Here is a 20412-nt window from a genome sequence, read left to right as displayed (position 1 = left end):
GACGCAACCGGAAACGCAAACGAAAAAGCCCGCACAAGGCGGGCTTCTTCATTTTTTTGGCGGAGAGGACGGGACTCGCCTACATCCCGCAGGCCGCGGCTGCGCTTGCAAGCGCAGCCCTTCGAGTCCCGCCGGAAGCCGCGCAGGCGGCTTCCTCCGCTCCGCGGTCACGCGCCCGGGAACGGGCGCAACAACCGGACGCACAAACGAAAATGCCCGCACAAGGCGGGCACTTTCGTTTGTTTGGCGGAGCGGACGGGACTCGAACCCGCGACCCCCGGCGTGACAGGCCGGTATTCTAACCGACTGAACTACCGCTCCAGTCTTGCTGCTTGCCTGGCAGGCGTCGGTTGCTTCCTGCCGGCGCATCGTTTGTTCGAACGACGCCGAAATCTGGCGTCCCCTAGGGGATTCGAACCCCTGTACTCACCGTGAAAGGGTGATGTCCTAGGCCTCTAGACGAAGGGGACAACGTACTGCTTACATCCTTAATGCAAAATCCCGTTCAAAAACGTTCTTTGAACGGGCTTCGTTCTGGCGGAGCGGACGGGGCTCGAACCCGCGACCCCCGGCGTGACAGGCCGGTATTCTAACCAACTGAACTACCGCTCCAGCTTTCTTCACCCCACTTGCAGGACATCGTTCACGTTCCTGCAAGCGTTGCGGCACTTCTTGTGAAACGCCGCTGAATCTGGCGTCCCCTAGGGGATTCGAACCCCTGTACTCACCGTGAAAGGGTGATGTCCTAGGCCTCTAGACGAAGGGGACAACGTACTGCTTACATCCTTAATACAAAAGCCCGCTCAAAAACGTCTTGAACGGGCTTCGTTCTGGCGGAGCGGACGGGACTCGAACCCGCGACCCCCGGCGTGACAGGCCGGTATTCTAACCGACTGAACTACCGCTCCAACTTCCTTACCCAACCCGCAGGACGTCGGTTACGTTCCTGCAAGCCTCGCGACACTTCTACGAAACGCCGCTGAATCTGGCGTCCCCTAGGGGATTCGAACCCCTGTACTCACCGTGAAAGGGTGATGTCCTAGGCCTCTAGACGAAGGGGACAAAATCTTTTCAGATCTGTCTGACTTTCGCTATTCACTTCTCATCAACAGCGAAGGCCGGAATTCTAACTGCTTTAGATCATTCTGTGAAGCATTTATTACTACTACTACTGCTTCGCAAACCAATCCAATTTGTTCTGTTGGTGGAGGTAAGCGGGATCGAACCGCTGACCTCTTGCATGCCATGCAAGCGCTCTCCCAGCTGAGCTATACCCCCTTGCAGAACAGAAATGAGATTATATGGACCGACTTTGAACTTGTAAATACCCTTTTTGCGATTCGAGCGAAATTTTTTGCGAAGCCGCCGCGATCTCACGCGCAGACAGCTTCGCTCACGCACGAACCTCAGGCCAGCGCGGCCTCGATGCGCGACACCACGACGTCGCGACCGAACAGCACAAGCACCGCATCGATCGACGGCGTGTGCGTCGTACCCGCCACCAGCAGGCGCACCGGCATCGCGAGTTGCGGCATCTTCAGCTTGTGCGTGCCGAGCGTCGCCTTCAGCGCGGCAGACACCGCTTCTTTCGTCCAGTCGGCCGCCTTCAGCGCGACGACGAGATCGGCCAGTGCCGGCCGCACCGCATCGGTCACGTGCTGCGCGATCGCATCGGCCTCCGGTGCCGGCACGCGGTAGAACATCGCGGCGCCTTCCGCGATCTCCTTGACCGTCGTCGCGCGATCCTTCATCAGGCCGACCACGGCGTCGAGCGCCGGGCCCGTCGCGAGCGCCGCGTCGTCGATGCCGAGCGCGTCGAGGAACGGCTTCGCGAGCGCGGCGAGGCGCGCGTTGTCGGCTTCCTTGATGTAATGCGCGTTCAGCCAGCTCAGCTTGCCGTGGTCGTACTGCGCGGGCGACTTGCCGAGATGCTCGAGATCGAACCATTCGACGAACTGCTCGCGCGAGAAGATCTCCGCGTCGCCGTGCGACCAGCCGAGGCGCGCGAGATAGTTGACGACCGCTTCGGGCAGGAAGCCTGCGTCGCGATACGCCATCACGCTCATCGCGCCATGCCGCTTGCTCATCTTCTCGCCCTGCTCGTTCAGCACGGTCGGCAGGTGCGCATAGACGGGCGCCTCGCCGCCGAGCGCATTCAGGATGTTGATCTGGCGCGGCGTGTTGTTCACGTGGTCGTCGCCACGGATCACGTGCGTGATGCCCATGTCCATGTCGTCCACCACCACGCAGAAGTTGTAGATCGGCGTGCCGTCCGGGCGCGCGATCACGAGGTCGTCGAGTTCTTCGTTCGAGATCTCGACGCGCCCCTTCACGGCGTCGTCCCACACGACCGTGCCGGTCAGCGGATTGCGGAAGCGCAGCACGGGCTTCACGCCTGCCGGCGGCTCGGGCAGCACCTTGCCGGGCTCCGGACGCCACGTGCCGTCGTAGCGCGGCTTCAGGCCGGCCTCGCGCTGGCGTTCGCGCAGCGCGTCGAGTTCCTCGGCCGACATGTAGCACGGGTACGCGAGGCCCTTCTCGAGCATCTGCGCGAGCACCTCGCGATAGCGGTCCATCCGCTGCATCTGGTAGATCGGGCCTTCATCGAAATCCAGGCCGAGCCACTGCATCCCCTCGAGGATCGCATCGACCGCTTCCTGCGACGAGCGCTCGACGTCGGTATCCTCGATGCGCAGCACGAACGTGCCCTTCATCTTGCGGGCGAACGCCCACGGATAGAGTGCGGAGCGGATGTTGCCGAGGTGGATGAAGCCGGTGGGACTCGGCGCGAAGCGGGTACGGACAGGACGGGTCATAAACGGTAACTCGAACGCCTGGGGCGCATGAATGATTCGACGCGGGATCGACGGCGGCAGCCCGGACAACAACGGGGCCGGCGACGCCCGGAACGGGAAAGAAGCCGGAATTATACTCGCGCCGGACATCGCGCCAAGCGCACCGCTTGCTTTATGATGTGCGCGCCGCGACCGCCAGCCGGCGCGGCGCCGGCCGCACGGAACCTGCCGCGCGGCCGCTCGGAACCTATCGCCGCCGCGGGCCGTGTAACCCGCCGCCAAGCCGCCGGAGAACCATTCGATGTCGTCCCCTCGCCTGTCGCGCCGCCATTTCACGATCGCGTGCGCGTCCGCCAGCCTCGCCGCCTGTACGTCGTTCGGCGGCAAGTCCCGTCCCGACAACGCATCCAACGAAAAGCCCGTGAAGATCGGCATCGCGCTCGGCGGCGGCGCCGCGCGCGGCTTCTCGCACATCGGCGTGCTGAAGGCGCTCGAGGCGCGCGGCATCCCGATCGAGATCGTCGCGGGCACGAGCGCGGGCTCGGTGGTCGGCGCACTCTATGCGTCGGGCATGAGCGCGCTGCAGATCAACAAGATCGCGCTCGACATGGACCAGGCGGCGATCAGCGACTGGGCGCTGCCGTTCCGCTCGCGCGGCCTCTTGCAGGGTGTCGCCCTGCAGAACTTCCTGAACAAGACGCTCAACAACCGGCCGATCGAGAAGATGGCGAAGCCGCTCGGCATCGTCGCGACGGATCTGCAGAGCGGCCAGCCGATCCTGTTCCAGCAAGGCAACACGGGGCTCGCGGTGCGTGCGTCGTGCAGCGTGCCGTCGGTGTTCGAACCGGTGAAGATCGGCAGCCGCGAATATGTCGACGGCGGCCTCGTGAGCCCGGTGCCCGCGTCGTACGCGCGCAAGATGGGCGCGAGCTTCGTGATCGCGGTCGACATCTCGGCCCGGCCGGACGGCGCGGCGACCAACAACCCGATCGAGATGCTGCTGCAGACCTTCACGATCATGGGCCAGACGATCAAGACCTACGAGCTCGACAAATACGCGGACGTCGTGGTCCGCCCGAACCTCGCGGCCATGGGCGGCAGCGACTTCAACCAGCGCAACGCGGCGATTCTCGCAGGCGAGGAAGCGGTCGCGCGCATCATGCCGGAACTGCAGCGCAAGCTCGCGGCGGCGCGCGGCGTGGCCGCCGCGTAAGAAGCACGCCGGTCGCGGGACGCGCCGCCGCCCCGCGACCGGCGGAACGACTTCCGCGTCGTCGCCTGCGCCGGCCCCAAAACAAAAAACCCTGCCGCCTTTCGGTGACAGGGTTTTTTCGATCCGGTCCGGCTGACCGGCGAACGTCAGTTGTTGCCGCTCGCCGAATCGTCGCCGATCGTCGCGCGCACGCGCTGGCGCAGATCTTCGGCCTTCATCGGGAACTCCGACTCGAGCCGGCGCGCGCCGGTGAAACGCTTTTCCCAGTAGCCGCTATCGAGATCGTCGACGCGAACGGTGCTGCCCGTCGACGGCGAATGCACGAACTTGTTGTCGCCGATATAGATGCCGACGTGCGAGAACGTGCGGCGCATCGTGTTGAAGAACACGAGATCGCCCGGCTTGAGGTTGCTCATGCTCACCTTCTCGCCGACCCGGCTCATCTCTTCCGCGCGACGCGGCAGCGACATGCCGAGCGTGTCCTGGAACACGTAGCGAACGAAGCCGCTGCAGTCGAGGCCCGAATCCGGCGAATTGCCGCCCCAGCGATAACGCACGCCGATCATGTTCAGCGCGCCGACGACGACGTCGCCTGCCTTGCCCGCCATGCCGGCAAGGAACGACTTCGCGCCGCCACCCGACGGCTGGGCACTGGTCTGCTGGGGGGAAGAACCCGACCCGATTTGAGTCGAATTCGTGACATTCTGGTTAAAACTGCTGACTTCGTCGGCGAACGCGCCGGGAGCTGCTGCGAACAGGGCGCCGATGAATAGCCCGGCGATGGTGCGCGTGCATGCCTGGGTCAGGGATCGATGCTGCATTGGTCGATGGAATGTGCTTAAAAATCAGCTGATTGGCGGAAAATTTCGGTCGATACTAGCCAGCGCGTAATCGTTTGTCAAAACAAATTAAAAAATACAATCGAGATGATCAGACCATTGGACGCCTATCACGCTTTCCAGACCGCTTTCAACAGCTTTTGTGTGTAAGGATGTGACGGTCTGGTGAAGATGTCGGCGACGTCTCCCGACTCGACGACGGCGCCGTCCTGCATCACCGCGACGCGGTGCGCCATCGCGCCGATCACCTCCAGGTCGTGGCTGATGAATACATAGCCGAGGTTGTATTTCTGTTGCAAATTCGCGAGCAGTTTCAGCACCTGCTGCTGGATCGACACGTCGAGCGCGGAAGTCGGCTCGTCGAGGATCAGGATGCGCGGCTCCAGCACCAGCGCTCGCGCGATCGCGATCCGCTGGCGCTGCCCGCCCGAGAATTCGTGCGGATAGCGGTGCAATACCGTGCGGTCGAGGCCGACTTCGCGCAGCACCGCGAGCGACTTCGCGCGACGCGCATCGGGCGTCATTTCCGGGTGATGCAGTTCGAGTCCCTCGCCGACGATCCGTTCGATCGTGTGACGCGGCGAAAGCGAACTGAACGGATCCTGAAAGACGACCTGCATGTTCGAGCGCAGCGCGGTCTGTTCGCGGCCGCGATAGGTCGACAGCGCGCGCCCCTGGAATTCGATCTCGCCGCCGGCCGTCTTCTGCAGCCCGAGCAGCGCCATCGCGAGCGTCGATTTCCCGGAACCCGATTCGCCGACGATGCCGAGCGTTTCGCCCTGTCGCACCGACACCGACACGTCCGCGACGGCCGTCACGGGCACCGTACCGAACCAGCCCGCGAAGCCGGGCCGCTTGCGTGCGAACTGCACGCTCACATGGCGCGCGTCGAGCACGACGGGCGCGATCGGCATGACCGGCGCGACCGTGCGTTGCGGCCGGCTGTTCAGCAGCCGCTGCGTATAAGGATGCTCAGGTTCCGCGAAGATCCGCTCAACGGGCCCGCTCTCGACGAGCCTGCCGTGCTCCATCACCGCGACGCGGTCGGCGAAGTGGCGCACCAGATTCAGGTCGTGCGTGATCAGCAGGATCGCCATCCCGCGCTTTTCCGCCTCCTCGCGCTGCAGTTCCAGCAGCAGGTCGACGATCTGCGCACGGATCGTCACGTCGAGCGCGGTGGTCGGCTCGTCGGCGAGCAACAGGCGCGGCCGGCACGCGAGCGCCATCGCGATCATCGCGCGCTGCCGCTGGCCGCCCGACAACTGGTGCGGGTAGCTGTCGACGCGCTTGTCGGGTTCCGCGATGCCCGTGCGCGCAAGCAGCGCGATCGCGCGCTTGCGCGCCTCGACGGCCGATACGCCGTCGTGCAGCACGATCGTCTCGCCGATCTGCACACCGATCGTATACAGCGGGTTGAGCGCCGTCATCGGCTCCTGGAAGATCATCGCGATGTCCGAGCCGCGCAGCCCGCGCATCTCGCGCTCGCTCTTGGCCGAAAGATCCTGCCCCGCGAAGCGGATCGCGCCGCTCACGTCGGCGTCGTGCAGCAGCCGCAGGATCGACAGCGCGGTCACGCTCTTGCCCGAACCCGACTCGCCGACGAGCGCGACGCGCTCGCCGCGGCCGATCGCGAGCGTCACGTCGTCCACCGCGACCGTGTCGCCGAAGCGCACATGCAGACGTTCGAGCGACAGCAGCGGCTCGTCGTGCCTCGATACGACCGTTTCGCTCATCGCTGGCCTCCCGCCGCACGTATCGAATCGGCGATCCGCGTGTCGAGCGCGTTGCGCAGCGCGTCGCCCATGAAGGTCAACAGCAGCAGCGTCGCGACCAGCACGCCGAACGTCGACAGCGAGATCCACCATGCGTCGAGGTTGCCCTTGCCCTGCGCGAGCAGTTCGCCGAGGCTCGGCGTCGGCGGCGGCACGCCGAGCCCGAGGAAATCGAGGCTCGTCAGCGCTAGGATCGCCCCGCTCATCCGGAACGGCAGGAACGTGATCACCGGCGTGAGACTGTTCGGCAGCACGTGGCGCCAGATGATCTGCCAGTTCGTGAGCCCCATCGCGCGCGCCGCGCGCACGTAGTCCTGCGTGCGGTTGCGCAGGAATTCCGCGCGCACGTAGTCGGCCAGCCCGATCCAGCCGAACAGCGACAGCAGCACGATCAGCAGCAGGAAGCTCGGCTCGAAGATCGACGCGAAGATGATCAGCAGGTACAGCTCGGGCAGCGAACTCCAGATCTCGATCAGCCGCTGCCCGACGATGTCGATGCGTCCGCCGAAGAAGCCCTGCACGGCGCCGGCGGCGATCCCGAGCAGCGTGCCGATCACGGTCAGGATCAGCCCGAACTCGACCGACACGCGGAACCCGTACACGAGCCGCGCGAGCAGGTCGCGCCCCTGCGCGTCGGTGCCGAGCCAGTTCTGGCGCGACGGCGGCGCCGGGTTCGGCACGTTCGAGAAGTAGTTCAGCGTGTCGTAGTAATAGCGGTTCGGCGGGTAGACGACGAAGTTGCCGGGCGCCTCGAGCCGCTTGCGCACATACGGATCGAGATAGTCGGCCGGCGCCGGGAAATCGCCGCCGAAGGCCGTCTCCGGGTACGCATGGAACAGCGGGAAATAGTATTGGCCGTCGTAGCGCACGACGAGCGGCTTGTCGTTCGACCAAAGCGGCGCCGCAAGGCTCGCGGCGAACGCGACGACGAAGATCACGAAGCTCCAGTAGCCGAGGCGCTGCCGCCGGAAGCGCTGCCACACGCGGCGCGCCGGCGACGGCGACACGTGCGCGCGCGCCACGTCGATGCGGGACGACACGACGGCCCGGTTCATCGCGCGCCTCGCCCGGTGACGCCGGGCATGCAGACGGACGGTTTCATGTCAGCGCTCCAGGTTGTCGAATTGAATGCGTGGATCGACCCACACATAGCAGAGGTCGGAAATCAGCTTGGTCGCGAGCCCGATCAGCGTGAACAGGTACAGCGTGCCGAGCACGACCGGGTAATCGCGGCGCACCACCGACTCGTACGACAGCAGCCCCAGCCCGTCGAGCGAGAACAGCGTCTCGATCAGCAGGCTGCCGGTGAAGAACGCACCGATGAACGCGGCCGGGAAACCGACGATCAGCGGCAGCATCGCATTGCGGAACACGTGCTTCCACAGCACGCTGCGCTCGGAGAGCCCCTTCGCGCGCGCGGTCAGCACGTATTGCCGGCGGATCTGGTCGAGAAACGCATTCTTCGTGAGCATCGTGACGACCGCGAAGCTGCCGACGACCGACGCCGTGATCGGCAGCGCGATGTGCCACAGGTAGTCGAGCACCTTGCCGACGAGCGACAGCTCGGCGAAGTTGTCCGACGTGAGGCCGCGTAGCGGAAAGAGCTGCCAGAACGAGCCGCCGCCGAACAGCACGAGCAGCAGCACGCCGAGCACGAAGCCCGGGATCGCATAGCCGACGAGCACGACGAGGCTCGTCGCGACGTCGAACGGCGAACCGTTGCGCACGGCCTTCGCGATGCCGAGCGGCACCGATATGAGATACGTGAGGAAGAACGTCCACAGCCCGATGCTGATCGACACGGGCAGCTTCTGTACGATCAGCGACCACACGCTCTGGTGGCGGAAGTAGCTGTCGCCGAGATCGAAGCGCGCGAAGCGCTTCAGCATCAGCCAGTAGCGCTCGAGCGGCGGCTTGTCGAAACCGTACAGCGCCTTGAGCTGCGCGAGCTGCTGCGCGTCGACACCGGTGTGCGCACGCATCCCGAACGGCACCGCGCCCTGCTCCGTCGCGCCCTTGCGCAACTCCTGCACGGCCTGCTCGACCGGGCCGCCCGGCACGAACTGGGTCACCGCGAACGTGAGGGTCAGCACGCCGACGAGCGTCGGGATCATCAGCAGCAGGCGTTTGAGGATGTAGCTCCACATAGGGCGTCGACTCGTGATCGGTAGGCTGGGTTGGACGAAGGGCCGGCGCGGGTCAGTGAGCGGGTTTCGCCCACCAGGTCGACACGACCCAGCCCTCGGCCGAATAGTACAGCGGCAGCGTCTGCGGATAGGCGAGCGTGCGCTTGTACGCGATCCGGTGCGTCGTGCTGTACCACTGCGGGACCGCGTAGTAGCCGTGCATCAGCACGCGGTCGAGCGCGTGCGTCGCGTCGAGCAGCTCGTCGCGCGACTGCGCGGTGCCGAGCGCGTGCAGCAGCGCGTCGACGGCCGGCGACTTCAGCCCGATGATGTTGTCGGAGCCCGGTTCGTCGGCGAACTTGCTGCCGTAACGCGAGAACTGCTCGGCGCCCGGCACCTGCACGCCCGGCAGGCGGACCGTCGTCATGTCGTAGTCGAACGCATCGAGGCGCTTTTGCAGCAGTGCGTAGTCGGCCGTGCGAAAGCGTGCGTCGATGCCGAGCTTCGCCAGATTGCGCTGGTAGGCCGTCACAATACCTTCCATCGCCGCGCCCGCATCGTCGAGAATCTCGAACGTGAACGGCTCGCCGTTCGCGTTGCGCAACGCGCCGTCGCGATAGGTCCAGCCGGCCTGCGCGAGCAGCGCGCGCGCCTTCAGCAGGTTCGCGCGCAGCGAGCCCGGCGGGTTCGTGTCCGGCTGCGTGACCATCGGGCCGAACACGGCCGGGTCGAGCTGCGCACGCAGCGGCTCCAGCAGCTTCAGCTCGCCTGCGCCCGGCGTGCCGGTCGCCTGCAGGTCGGTGTCGGCGAAATAGCTGTCGAGACGCGTGTAGGCACTGTAGAACAGCTGCCGGTTCAGCCATTCGAAGTCGAACGCGAGATCGAGCGCCTGACGCACCCGTACGTCGCGAAACAGCGGCCGGCGCAGGTTCATGAAGAAACCCTGCATGCCCGCGCCGTTGTGCTGGCGGAATTCGCGCTTGACGAGCTCGCCGCTGTCGAAACGCTTGCCGACGTCGCGCCGCGCCCAGTTGCGCGCGATGTACTCGACGAGCACATCGTATTCGCCGGCCTTAAACGCCTCTAGCCTCGCGACGCCGTCGCCGTACAGCTTGTAGACGATCCGCTCGAAGTTGTGGGTGCCGACCCGCACCGGCAGGTCGGCGCCCCAGTACGCGGGGTTGCGCCGGTAGGTGATCGTGCGGCCGTTGTCGTAGCGCTCGATCAGGTACGGGCCGCTGCCGATCGGCTGCTCGAACGCGAGCTGGTCGAACGGGATGCGCGAGCCGTTCTCGCGCAATCCCCACTTGCGCGAGAACACGGGCACGCCGCCGGCGATCAGCGGCAGCTCGCGATTCGCGCTGCGGAACTCGAAGCGCACGGTGGCCGGGTCGACGACCACGGCCTTCGCGATCTCCGCGAAATACGCGCCGAACTGCGGCGCGGCCAGCTTGCTCTTCAGCGTGTCGAACGAAAACTTGACGTCGTCGGCCGTGACGGCGTCGCCGTTCGAGAAGCGTGCGCGAGGATTCAGGTGGAACGTGACCGAACGGCGATCGGGCGCGATGTCGATATCGTCGGCAAGCAGCCCGTACGCGGATGCCGGTTCGTCCGAGCTGCCCGTCGCCAGGCTCTCGAACAGGTTGTCGATGCCCGGCGCGGGGTTGCCGCGCATCGTGAACGGATTGAACTTGTCGAACGACGTCAGCCGGCTCGGGTTCGCGAGCACGAGCGTGCCGCCCTTCGGCGCATCGGGGTTGACGTAGTCGAAATGCTTGAAGCCCGGCGGATATTTCGGCTCGCCGTACTGTGCAATCGCGTAGGCTGCGTGCGCGGCCGTCGCGGCCAGCGCCGCCTGCATCGCAAACACCGCGGCAACGCGGCCGGCGGCCCGTGCGGCATGCAGCGCGCCGAAGCGGACGCGCGCGATGGCGGCCCGGGGCGAACCCTTCGTCATAGAGGCCCTGTCGGTCGAATGAGGGTAGTAACGTGGGACGATTCTACCCATTCAATCCTTCGAGCCAAAAGAAAACCGCCACGCGGGCGGTTTCTTCATGAACGGACGGCGCGCCCGCGTCACGCGGGCGCAGCGTGTCGATCAGCGCCAGCCGTTGTGGCGACCATGATCCCAGTGACCACGATCGCGATCGCCGCCCCAGCCGCGGCCATGGTGGCGATACCACTCGTCGCGGCCCCAGTAGCGGCGGCCGTCCCAGTAGCGATCGCCGTGCCAGCCGATCACGATCGCCGGCGCCGGCGCATAGACGGGCGCAGGTGCATACACGGGCGCCGGCTGATAGATGACCGGCGGCGGCGGCGCATACACGGGCGCGGGCGCGACATAAACCGGTGCCGGCACGCCGACGTTGATCCCGACATTGACTCCCGCCATTGCTGCGCCCGACACGAGCAAGGCCGTCATACCGGTCAAGAGCGAGGCAACACGCAAGGTCTTCATGGATTCCTCTTCTGGTTGTGTCATGTGTGATTCGACTATAACGGCAAGCACCGTCGCCGCATATTTCAAGTTTGTAAGAACTGATGCGCTGCGTCGCAACGGAAAGCGTGCGCTAACGTCTTGTAACAATCGGCGCCGTCCGGCCCTGCCCTCGCCGGCTGCCGAACCCCGTCCGGCTCGCGCTTGTGCGCCCTGGCGCGCTGATCGTCATCTCGCCGTTGGCCGCCTTGCGCGGCGCGCACTGCAACAAAACAAAAAGGCGGCATCTGCGTGCCGCCTCTTCTTCATCTACGCGCGCGGATATCGGACCCGGCGCCGCGACGCCGCTCAGCGCGACATCATGTTCATGCTGACGTTGTGCATCACCCACAGCGTGCCGACGATCAGGATCACCGCGGTCAGCACCGTGTAGCTGAATGCCATCACGTTCCAGCGCTGGCCCGACGAACCGTTCATGTGCAGGAAATACACGAGGTGCACGACGATCTGCACGAACGCGAGCACGGCCAACGCGATCAGCGACGCATGCGGCGACAGCACGCCGCCCATCACGAGGCCGAACGACGCGGCCGTGAGCAGCACCGACAGGATGAAGCCGGCGACGTAGCCGCCGACACTGCCGTGCCCTTCTTCGAGTTGAGACGAATGCGAATGGGCCATTTAGATCACGCTCGCGAGATAGACAAAGGAAAACACGCAGATCCACACGATGTCGAGGAAGTGCCAGAAGAGGCTCAGGCACGTCAGGCGCCGCAGATCGCGATCGGTCAGGTCGCCGCCGCGGAACACGATCTGCCCGGCGAGCACGATCATCCACAGCAGGCCGGCCGTCACGTGCAGCCCGTGCGTGCCGACCAGCGTGAAGAACGCCGACAGGAACGCGCTGCGCTGCGGGCCCGCGCCTTCCGCGATCAGGTGCGAGAACTCGCGCAGTTCCATCGCGAGAAACGCCGCGCCGAGCACGAACGTCACCGCGAGCCATGCGAGCAGCGCGCCGCGCCTCTGCTTGTAAGCGGCGAGCATCGCGAAACCGTACGTGATGCTCGACAGCAGCAGCGCGGCTGTTTCCACCGCGACGCCCGGAATGTCGAACAGGTCTTTCGCGGCCGGCCCGCCCGCATACTGGTGGCCGAGCACCGCGAACGTCGCGAACAGCGCCGCGAAGATCACGCAGTCCGTCATCAGGTACAGCCAGAAGCCGAACACCGAATGCGACGGCGGATGGTCGTCGTGCTCGAGCAGGGTTGCGCTCAAGGTTTTCTGCAACATCAGTTGGCCTCCAGTTCCACGTCGTCGACACGCGCAGGCGCGCGCTTGGTCGGCTGCTTGTCTTCGATCTTCCGCACCGTCGACGCGGGGATGTAATAGCCGTCGTTATCGCGCGAGCTGTAGATCACCAGCGTCGCGACGATCCCGACGAGCCCGGCGATCGCGAGCCACCAGATGTGCCACACCAGCGCGAAGCCGAGCACCAGGCTGAAAATCGCGACCACGAGGCCCGCGCAGGTATTCGACGGCATATGGATATCGCGGATCGACGCCGGGTTCGGCCGGCCTTCGCCGCGCGCCTTCAGGTCCGCGTACGCGTCGAGCGTGCGCACCTGCGGGATCACCGCGAAGTTGTAGTCGGCCGGCGGCGACGAGGTCGCCCACTCCAGCGTGCGGCCACCCCATGGGTCGCCCGTCGTGTCGCGGTATTCGGGCAGGTTGCGGTTGCGGATGCTGACCACCAGTTGCAGCAGCTGGCATGCAATGCCGATCGCGATCAGCACGGCGCCGAACGCGGCGACCAGCAGCCACGGATGCCAGGCCGGGTTGTCGTAGTGGTTGAGCCGGCGCGTCATGCCCATGAAGCCGAGCACGTAGAGCGGCACGAAAGCGACGTAGAAGCCGACCTGCCAGAACCAGAACGCGGCCTTGCCGAGCTTCTCGTTCAGCTTGAAGCCGAACGCCTTCGGGAACCAGTAGTTGAAGCCCGCGAGATAGCCGAACAGCACGCCGCCGATGATCACGTTATGGAAGTGCGCGATCAGGAACAGGCTGTTGTGCAGCACGAAGTCCGCGCCGGGAATCGCCATCATCACGCCGGTCATGCCGCCGAGCGTGAACGTGACCATGAAGCCGATCGTCCACAGCACCGGCGTCGTGAATTCGATCCGGCCGCGATACATCGTAAACAGCCAGTTGAACACCTTCACGCCGGTCGGGATCGCGATGATCATGGTCATGATGCCGAAGAACGCGTTCACGTTCGCACCCGAGCCCATCGTGAAGAAGTGATGCAGCCACACGAGGAACGACAGCACCATGATCGCGCAGGTCGCGTACACCATCGTCTTGTAGCCGAACAGCGGCTTCTTCGCGAACGTCGCGATGACCTCCGAGAAGATGCCGAACGCCGGCAGGATCAGGATGTACACCTCCGGATGGCCCCAGGCCCAGATCAGGTTCAGGTACAGCATCGCGTTGCCGCCGGCTTCGTTCGTGAAGAAGTGCATGCCGAGGTAACGGTCGAGGCCGAGCAGCGCGAGCGTCGCAGTCAGGATCGGGAACGACGCCATGATCAGCACGTTGGTGCAGAGCGCGGTCCACGTGAACACCGGCATCTTCAGCAGCGTCATGCCCGGCGCGCGCATCTTGATGATCGTCACGAAGAAGTTCACGCCGGTCAGCAGCGTGCCGACGCCCGAGATCTGCAGCGCCCACAGGTAGTAATCGACGCCTACTCCCGGGCTGAACTGCAGCTCCGACAGCGGCGGGTACGCGAGCCAGCCCGTCTGCGCGAATTCGCCGATCACGAGCGAGATGTTGATCAGGATCGCGCTGACCGCCGTCATCCAGAAGCTCAGCGAGTTGATGAACGGGAACGCGACGTCGCGCGCGCCGATCTGCAGCGGCACGATCAGGTTCATCAGGCCGACCATGAACACCATCGCCATGAAGAAGATCATGATCACGCCGTGTGCCGTGAAGATCTGGTCATAGTGGTGCGGCGGCAGGTAGCCGGGCGCGTTGTATGCGAGCGCGAGCTGCATGCGCATCATGATCGCGTCGGCGAAGCCGCGCAGCAGCATGATCAGCGCGACGATGATGTACATCACGCCGAGTTTCTTGTGGTCGACTGTCGTCAGCCATTCCGTCCACAGCCATTTCCACCGGCCGGTGATCGTCAGCGCGGCGAGAATGCCCAGCACGGCCAGCCCCATGAAGGCGCCGGCCACCATGATGATGGGCTGATCGAACGGGATCGCCGATAGTGTGAGTTTGCCGAACATGCGTTACCCCTTCGTGCCGCAGGCGGCGTCCTTCAGGTCGAGGACGTGGCCATCGTTGTATTTCGCGATGATGTTGTGGAAGAGCCGCGGATCGACCGACGAGAAGTAGCGCACGGGCGCCTTCTCGCTCGGCTGCGCGACGGTGCCGTACACGGTCGCGTCGAGTCGCTCCGGCGATGCCTTCACCTTCTGCACCCATGCGTCGAACTGTTCGCGCGGCTCGGCGAGCGTGCGGAACTTCATGTCGGAGAAGCCGCGGCCGCTGAAGTTGGCGGACGTGCCCGCGTAGTTGCCGGGCTCGTCGGCGATCAGGTGCAGGCGCGTCTGCATGCCGGCCATCGCGTAGACCTGGCCGCCGAGCTGTGGAATGAAGAACGAGTTCATCACCGAATCCGACGTGATGCGGAAGTTCACCGGCGTGCCCACCGGAATCGCGAGCTGGTTCACCGACGCGATGCCGAGTTCCGGATAGATGAACAGCCACTTCCAGTCGAGCGCGACGACCTCGACGTCGATCGGCTTCACCGACGACTCGAGCGGCTTGTACGGGTCGAGCTCGTGCGTGGTCTTCCACGTGAGCACGCCGAGGAACAGGATGATCAGCGTCGGCACCGTCCAGATCACGACTTCGATCGCGGTCGAGTGCGACCAGTTCGGCGCGTACGTTGCGTTGCGGTTCGATGCGCGGTAACGCCACGCGAACCACAGCGTCAGCAGGATCACCGGCACGACGACGATCAGCATCGCCCAGGTGGACGTCGCGATCAGCGCCTTTTCGGCAGCGCCCACGCTTCCTTTCGGATTTAGTACATCTAAATTACAGCCTGACAGGCTTAGCACCGCGCCGATTGACATCAGCGCCGACCAGCCTCTTGAAGCTCTTGTTTTCATCACACAGCCCGAGGGTCATTGAATCCGTTTTGCGTATGCCCGATGCGCATTCGATTCACGAAAGTGGCCGAATCATACGTCGCGCGGGTGCGATGAAAAACCGGTGGGTGCGACAAATCATCATTGCAAAATCTGCCGTGAGACACATTGTCGCGGGGCAATTTCACGCAGCCGGAAGCTGGCCCGGCGCCGCATGTGCCGGACCGCAATCGATGTATGCGCAACGACCGCATCGCCGTGCGATGCGCCCCCGCCCTCGCGGCGTGCCGCGATCAGCCGTGCGTCGATGCCATGTACGCCGGCTGCGCCCGCACGGGGCCGTCCGCTGCAGGCACCTTCGAACGGCTGGCTTCGTCGATCAGCTTGCCGACGGTCGGATCGATCGCGTCGGTGAATGGTTTCGGATCGATGCCGACCGCCAGCACGACCAGCGCGAGCGACGCGAACATCGCGATCTCGCGACGGTTCAGGTCGGCGAGCTTCGCGATCCGCTGGCTCGCGACCTTGCCGAACACGACGCGCTTGAGCATCCACAGCGTGTACGATGCGCTGAGGATCAGCGTCAGCGCCGCGATCGCGCCGATCCAGAAGTTGAAACGGATCGCGCCCATGATGACCATGAACTCGCCGACGAACCCCGACGTGCCCGGCAGGCCGACGTTGGCCATCGCGAACAGCAGCGCGAAGGTCGCGAAACGCGGCATCACGCCCGCCACACCGCCGTACGCCGCGATCTCGCGCTGCTTCGTGCGATCGACGAGCACGTTCACGCACAGCAGCATCGCGCCCGCGACGAAGCCGTACGACACGAGCTGCACGATCGCGCCTTCGACGCCGATCCGGTTGAACAGGAACAGCCCGAGCGTGACGATCCCCATGTGCGCGACCGTCGAGTACGCGAGCAGCTTGCCGAGATCGGTCTGCGCGAGCGCGATCAGGCTCGCATAGACGATCGCGAACAGCGACAGCGCGATCACGGCCGGTGCGAAGAAGTGGCTCGCGTCGGGCGTGATCGGCAGCGCGAAGCGCAGGAACCCGTACCCGCCGAGCTTGAGCATCGCGAGCATCAGCGCGGCGCCCGTCGGGCCGTCCGTGTACACGTCGCTCAGCCACGTATGAACCGGCCACATCGGCACCTTGACCGCGAACGCGGCGAAGAAGCCGAGGAATACCAGCAACTGCGGTGCGAAACCGAGCTGCAGCGTGCGCCACACGGCCAGGTCGAACGTATGCGACTGCGCGTACAGGTACAGCATCGCCATCAGCAGCAGCAGCGAGCCGGCAAACGAGATGAAGAAGAACTTCACGGCCGCGTACACGCGGCGCTCGCGCCCCCACGTGCCGATCAACAGGTAAAGCGGGATCAGCGTCGCCTCGAAGAAGATGAAGAACAGCAGCCCGTCCTGTGCGGCGAACACGCCGACCATCAACCCCGACAGGATCAGGAACGACGCGTAGTACTGCGCGATACGCACCGTGACCGACTCCCACGACGCGATCACCACCACGAGCGTCGTGAATGCGGTCAGCACGACGAGCCACAGCGACGCGCCGTCGATGCCGACCCGCCAGCCCGAATTGAACGCCGCCAGCCAGTTGCCGCTTTCGACGAACTGCATGGCGGCCGAATGCGCATCGAAACCGGCGACCAGCGGGACGACGGCGACCAGCCCCGCCAGCGCACCGGCGAGCGCAATCAGTCGTGCCCGGCGCGGATGATGGTCGGAACCGGCGCGCAGCACACACGCGCCAAACAGGATCGGAACCCAGATGGCCAGGCTCAGGAAGGGAAAATCATGCATGTCAACAAGGCCTTGATGAGGTCGCGCACTGCATCGGGGACAGGCGAAACGAAAGGAACGAAATCAAATCGACAGATAGATTTCGTGAATCGCCAATGTTGGCAAAATGTAAAGCGGTATCACGGGAAAACTTGATGCCGCTCAAGCGCAATCGGGTTAACCAGCATAAGGCGATCAATTATTTTTTGCAGCGCAGCAGCGCATCGATTTTCAGCATCGGCGCAGAATGCTGATTTTTATGAGTAATTTTTTGTATTGCTCGACGAGGGATGTCGTGGAAATCGACGCAGCGCCACAATTTTGGCGTCAACGCATCGTTTTGGAGGGCCGGAGCGCGCTGGGTGACGTCGCGTCGGGCAGTGATCGCACAGCGCTTCCTGCCTTACATGACCACTTTCATTTTTATTTCATTCGGCGTTGCCCGATGCAGATCGGGCGCGCATGGCCGCTCCACCGTTCGGCGCCGCTGCAGGCATCGCATCGTTCATGTTCCCGGCCGCTAGCGTTGATGACTCAGACGGTCCCGTACGCGCATCGTCACCGCGCGATAGTGGTTGTGTTGTGCGGGAAAATGGACGAAGCGGCTGTCGCGCGTTGCATAGACCGGCGATGATGCGAGCGTCGTCGCATCGACAATATGGTGCGAATCGATCATGCCGCTTGCGGCGGGCAGCGCCGACTTCGACGTCTGCGTTGTGACGATCGCATTGTAACCGCGTGCGACATCCGGCAGCGCGTGCTGGTCGGACACGACGGAGAACGGATCGAGCACGAGCAGCAATGCGCCCGGCTCCATCGCGACGAGCTGCGCGATGATCGTGCGGTACTTGTGCAGGACCTGCTGGCGCTCGCCATACACGTGCATGCCGTCGACCATCGCATGCCGGTAGCCGTGCAGCCGCGCGTAACGCTCGTGGTTTTCGACAAGTTCGTCGACAGGTCAATGAGAGAGGACTGTCAGAACGGAATGCGGGCTGGCCAAGAGCGTCACCTTGAGTCGCGCCAATCGATACGCAATATGTAGCGCGTTACCGCCGCTCAAGTCGAGCACTCATTGCCTGACTGGCTGCCTCGGCCAATTCCGCCTGCGGATGAGATCCGGCTGCATCGAATGAGTTGTGCGTGGATGCAGCGGAAAAAGAAAAAGCCCCGCAAGTCCGAGAACTTGCGGGGCTTTGTCACCGCTTTTGGCGGAGACGGAGGGATTCGAACCCTCGATCCAGGTTTTGGCCCAGATGCTCCCTTAGCAGGGGAGTGCCTTCGACCTCTCGGCCACGTCTCCCAAACTTTCGCTCGCACCAGGGAGGCAGTGCGACGAGAACGAAATAATATAGGGTTTCGAACCGCGCGTCAATTTCCGTGATGCATTTTCGTCAACGCATCACGAAAATTTCATCATGCCTGGTCGAGTTCGAATGCCTTGTGCAGCGCACGGACGGCCAACTCCATGTATTTCTCGTCGATCAGCACCGAAATCTTGATTTCGGACGTCGAGATCATCTGGATGTTGATGCCCTCTTCCGACAGCGTGCGGAACATCTTGCTCGCGACGCCCACGTGCGAACGCATGCCGACGCCGACGACCGACACCTTCGACACCTTCGGGTCGCCCTGCACCTGCTCGGCGTTCACATGGCCCTTCACCTGGTTGGTGAGGATGTCCATCGCCTTCTGGTAGTCGCCACGGCCGACCGTGAACGTGAAGTCTGTTTTGCCTTCGACGCTCTGGTTCTGGATGATCATGTCGACGTCGACGTTCGCATCGGCGACCGGGCCGAGGATCTGATACGCGATGCCCGGCTTGTCAGGCACGCCCATCACAGCAATGCGTGCTTCGTCGCGCTGGAACGCGATGCCGGAAATGACTGCCTTTTCCATGGTCTCGTCTTCTTCAAAAGTAATCAGGGTGCCCGAGCGCATTTCTTCGTCGAGCGCAATCAGCGGATCGGTCAGGCTCGACAGCACGCGCGTCTTCACCTGGTATTTGCCGGCGAATTCGACCGAGCGGATCTGCAGGACCTTCGAGCCGAGGCTGGCCATTTCCAGCATCTCCTCGAACGTCACGCGATCGAGGCGTCGCGCCTCTTCGACGACACGCGGATCGGTCGTGTAGACGCCGTCGACGTCCGTGTAGATCAGGCACTCTTCGGCATCCAGCGCAGCCGCGACCGCCACCGCCGACGTGTCCGAGCCGCCACGGCCCAGCGTCGTGATGTGGCCGTCCGGATCGACGCCCTGGAAGCCCGTGATGATCACGACCTTGCCGGCGTTCAGATCGGCCTTCACGCGCTCGTCGTCGATCGAGTGGATGCGCGCTTTCGTGAACGCGCTGTCGGTCTTGATCGGTACTTGCCAGCCGGCGTAGCTCACGGCCTCGACGCCGATTTCCTGCAGCGCGATCGACAGCAGGCCGACGCTGACCTGCTCGCCGGTCGACGCGATCATGTCGAGCTCACGCGGGCTCGGCTGGCTCGAAATCTCTTTCGCAAGACCGAGCAGACGGTTGGTTTCGCCGGACATCGCCGAAGGCACGACCACCATCTGGTGCCCGGCCTGATGCCATTTTGCGACGCGTTTCGCGACGTTCTTGATGCGCTCGACCGAGCCCATCGAAGTGCCGCCGTATTTGTGTACGATGAGTGCCATTGTCGTTCTGAACTGGAGGAGAGACCGCACGGGCGCGCTGGGCAGGCCGCGTTGCCGTTCGGTCACGCGGCTTGTGGCTGTGGACGGACGACGAGGGGGACGGCTGGGACGCAACACGCAAGCGTGACGGATTTTGCCCGGAAGGCCGATCAGGCCGCGCAAACCGGGTACGTCACGCGGGAAACCTGCACAAATCGCTCAAAAATCGAGCCGAGCAAACGTCCGAGCGTACCCGATAGAAGCCCGCTTGACAAGCCGCTCGCCGTGTCCGCAGCCGTTCCGGCGCTGTTTACCAAATGGTGAAAATGGGCGCGCCATCGCACTGCCGGAAGCCCGTCCGCCGTTACGCGATCAGCAGGTCGGGACGCCATTCGATCCGGCGCCACGCGCCGCCGCCAGACGGCCCGTTGTCGGACAATTCGCCATCGCGGTTCACGCCAAGCCGCGGCACGTAGATCAGCCGATCGCCCGCGAACAGCAGCGGCACATCGCGCTGCCATGCCGGCACGCCGCGCTCCTGGAACAGGTTCTTCAGCGTCCGGCCCGGGCCGCCCGGCGACGTGCGCATCCGCTCGCCGCCCGCCCGGGCGCGCGC

Annotated in this window: 16 protein-coding genes, 8 tRNA genes and 1 pseudogene; 2 read left to right on the top strand and 23 right to left on the bottom strand. The window is 64.4% G+C overall.

What is annotated here, in order from left to right; translation table 11 throughout:
* Positions 1 to 244: 244 nt before the first annotated feature.
* The 8 genes from ACNQQL_RS28420 to gltX form a co-directional block, all read right to left on the bottom strand.
* Positions 245 to 321 (bottom strand) — tRNA-Asp (locus tag ACNQQL_RS28420).
* Positions 322 to 394: 73 nt separating this feature from the next.
* Positions 395 to 470, bottom strand: a tRNA-Glu gene (locus tag ACNQQL_RS28415).
* Between the two features lie 65 nt (positions 471 to 535).
* Positions 536 to 612, bottom strand: a tRNA-Asp gene (locus tag ACNQQL_RS28410).
* 80 nt (positions 613 to 692) lie between these two features.
* A tRNA-Glu gene (locus ACNQQL_RS28405) sits at positions 693 to 768 on the bottom strand.
* Between the two features lie 63 nt (positions 769 to 831).
* Positions 832 to 908 (bottom strand) — tRNA-Asp (locus tag ACNQQL_RS28400).
* A 78-nt stretch (positions 909 to 986) separates the two neighbouring features.
* Positions 987 to 1062: transfer RNA gene (locus ACNQQL_RS28395), tRNA-Glu, on the bottom strand.
* A gap of 140 nt (positions 1063 to 1202) precedes the next feature.
* Positions 1203 to 1278 (bottom strand) — tRNA-Ala (locus tag ACNQQL_RS28390).
* Positions 1279 to 1406: 128 nt separating this feature from the next.
* A complete protein-coding gene (gene gltX, locus ACNQQL_RS28385) occupies positions 1407 to 2816 on the bottom strand; it encodes a glutamate--tRNA ligase (protein ID WP_347067332.1) in 1410 nt (469 codons plus the stop codon).
* A 280-nt stretch (positions 2817 to 3096) separates the two neighbouring features.
* On the opposite strand from gltX, the gene ACNQQL_RS28380 reads away from it, so the two are divergent.
* Positions 3097 to 4008 carry a patatin-like phospholipase family protein gene (locus tag ACNQQL_RS28380; RefSeq protein ID WP_072437062.1) on the top strand — a complete coding sequence of 304 codons (912 nt, stop codon included), beginning with the start codon at positions 3097 to 3099 and terminating at the stop codon, positions 4006 to 4008.
* 146 nt (positions 4009 to 4154) lie between these two features.
* Here ACNQQL_RS28380 and ACNQQL_RS28375 read toward each other — a convergent pair whose 3' ends face one another.
* From ACNQQL_RS28375 to ACNQQL_RS28310, 14 genes are all read right to left on the bottom strand, one after another.
* Complete coding sequence (locus ACNQQL_RS28375; RefSeq protein ID WP_347067329.1) at positions 4155 to 4829, bottom strand: C40 family peptidase; 675 nt, start codon at positions 4827 to 4829, stop codon at positions 4155 to 4157.
* 128 nt (positions 4830 to 4957) lie between these two features.
* Positions 4958 to 6580, bottom strand: a complete 1623-nt coding sequence (locus ACNQQL_RS28370; protein WP_204423715.1) for an ABC transporter ATP-binding protein — start codon at positions 6578 to 6580, stop codon at positions 4958 to 4960.
* Entirely contained in the window at positions 6577 to 7674 is a 1098-nt protein-coding gene (locus ACNQQL_RS28365) for an ABC transporter permease (RefSeq protein WP_072437059.1), read from the bottom strand. Before ACNQQL_RS28365 ends, ACNQQL_RS28370 begins: the two co-directional genes overlap by 4 nt.
* Positions 7675 to 7722: 48 nt before the next feature.
* A complete protein-coding gene (locus tag ACNQQL_RS28360; RefSeq protein ID WP_072437058.1) occupies positions 7723 to 8766 on the bottom strand; it encodes a microcin C ABC transporter permease YejB in 1044 nt (347 codons plus the stop codon).
* A gap of 52 nt (positions 8767 to 8818) precedes the next feature.
* Positions 8819 to 10702 (bottom strand): extracellular solute-binding protein, encoded by a 1884-nt coding sequence (locus ACNQQL_RS28355; RefSeq protein ID WP_347067326.1) that lies wholly within the window; start codon positions 10700 to 10702, stop codon positions 8819 to 8821.
* Positions 10703 to 10843: 141 nt separating this feature from the next.
* Entirely contained in the window at positions 10844 to 11203 is a 360-nt protein-coding gene (locus ACNQQL_RS28350) for a hypothetical protein (RefSeq protein ID WP_072437056.1), read from the bottom strand.
* A 327-nt stretch (positions 11204 to 11530) separates the two neighbouring features.
* Positions 11531 to 11863, bottom strand: coding sequence for a cytochrome o ubiquinol oxidase subunit IV (cyoD, locus tag ACNQQL_RS28345; protein ID WP_124624908.1), 333 nt, complete (start codon positions 11861 to 11863; stop codon positions 11531 to 11533).
* The gene (gene cyoC, locus ACNQQL_RS28340) at positions 11864 to 12472 is read right to left on the bottom strand and encodes a cytochrome o ubiquinol oxidase subunit III (protein WP_072437047.1); all 609 of its coding nucleotides are present in this window, start codon (positions 12470 to 12472) and stop codon (positions 11864 to 11866) included.
* Complete coding sequence (cyoB, locus tag ACNQQL_RS28335) at positions 12472 to 14478, bottom strand: cytochrome o ubiquinol oxidase subunit I (RefSeq protein WP_347067324.1); 2007 nt, start codon at positions 14476 to 14478, stop codon at positions 12472 to 12474. Before cyoB ends, cyoC begins: the two co-directional genes overlap by 1 nt.
* Before the next feature lie 3 nt (positions 14479 to 14481).
* Positions 14482 to 15369, bottom strand: a complete 888-nt coding sequence (gene cyoA, locus ACNQQL_RS28330) for a ubiquinol oxidase subunit II (RefSeq protein ID WP_347067322.1) — start codon at positions 15367 to 15369, stop codon at positions 14482 to 14484.
* A gap of 272 nt (positions 15370 to 15641) precedes the next feature.
* Complete coding sequence (locus ACNQQL_RS28325) at positions 15642 to 17171, bottom strand: NADH-quinone oxidoreductase subunit M (RefSeq protein WP_347067319.1); 1530 nt, start codon at positions 17169 to 17171, stop codon at positions 15642 to 15644.
* 499 nt (positions 17172 to 17670) lie between these two features.
* Complete coding sequence (locus ACNQQL_RS28320) at positions 17671 to 18048, bottom strand: hypothetical protein (RefSeq protein WP_347067317.1); 378 nt, start codon at positions 18046 to 18048, stop codon at positions 17671 to 17673.
* Positions 18049 to 18359: 311 nt separating this feature from the next.
* A tRNA-Ser gene (locus ACNQQL_RS28315) sits at positions 18360 to 18453 on the bottom strand.
* Positions 18454 to 18566: 113 nt separating this feature from the next.
* Positions 18567 to 19817, bottom strand: a complete 1251-nt coding sequence (locus ACNQQL_RS28310) for an aspartate kinase (protein ID WP_034184693.1) — start codon at positions 19815 to 19817, stop codon at positions 18567 to 18569.
* Between ACNQQL_RS28310 and ACNQQL_RS28305 the strand changes: the two are divergent.
* Positions 19800 to 20037 (top strand): annotated as a pseudogene (locus tag ACNQQL_RS28305) (hypothetical protein); the annotation flags it as partial. The gene ACNQQL_RS28310 and the pseudogene ACNQQL_RS28305 sit on opposite strands and share 18 nt — an antisense overlap.
* A gap of 123 nt (positions 20038 to 20160) precedes the next feature.
* Here the strand turns inward: ACNQQL_RS28305 and tilS are convergent.
* On the bottom strand, positions 20161 to 20412 hold a 252-nt coding region (gene tilS, locus ACNQQL_RS28300; RefSeq protein WP_347067314.1), incomplete at its 5' end, for a tRNA lysidine(34) synthetase TilS.

The organism is Burkholderia sp. LFS061, assembly GCF_047978125.1.
GTDB classification, from domain to species: domain Bacteria; phylum Pseudomonadota; class Gammaproteobacteria; order Burkholderiales; family Burkholderiaceae; genus Burkholderia; species Burkholderia pyrrocinia_C.
The sequence above is the reverse complement of the archived record's forward strand: the minus strand, read 5'-3'. Positions and strand labels throughout refer to the sequence as shown.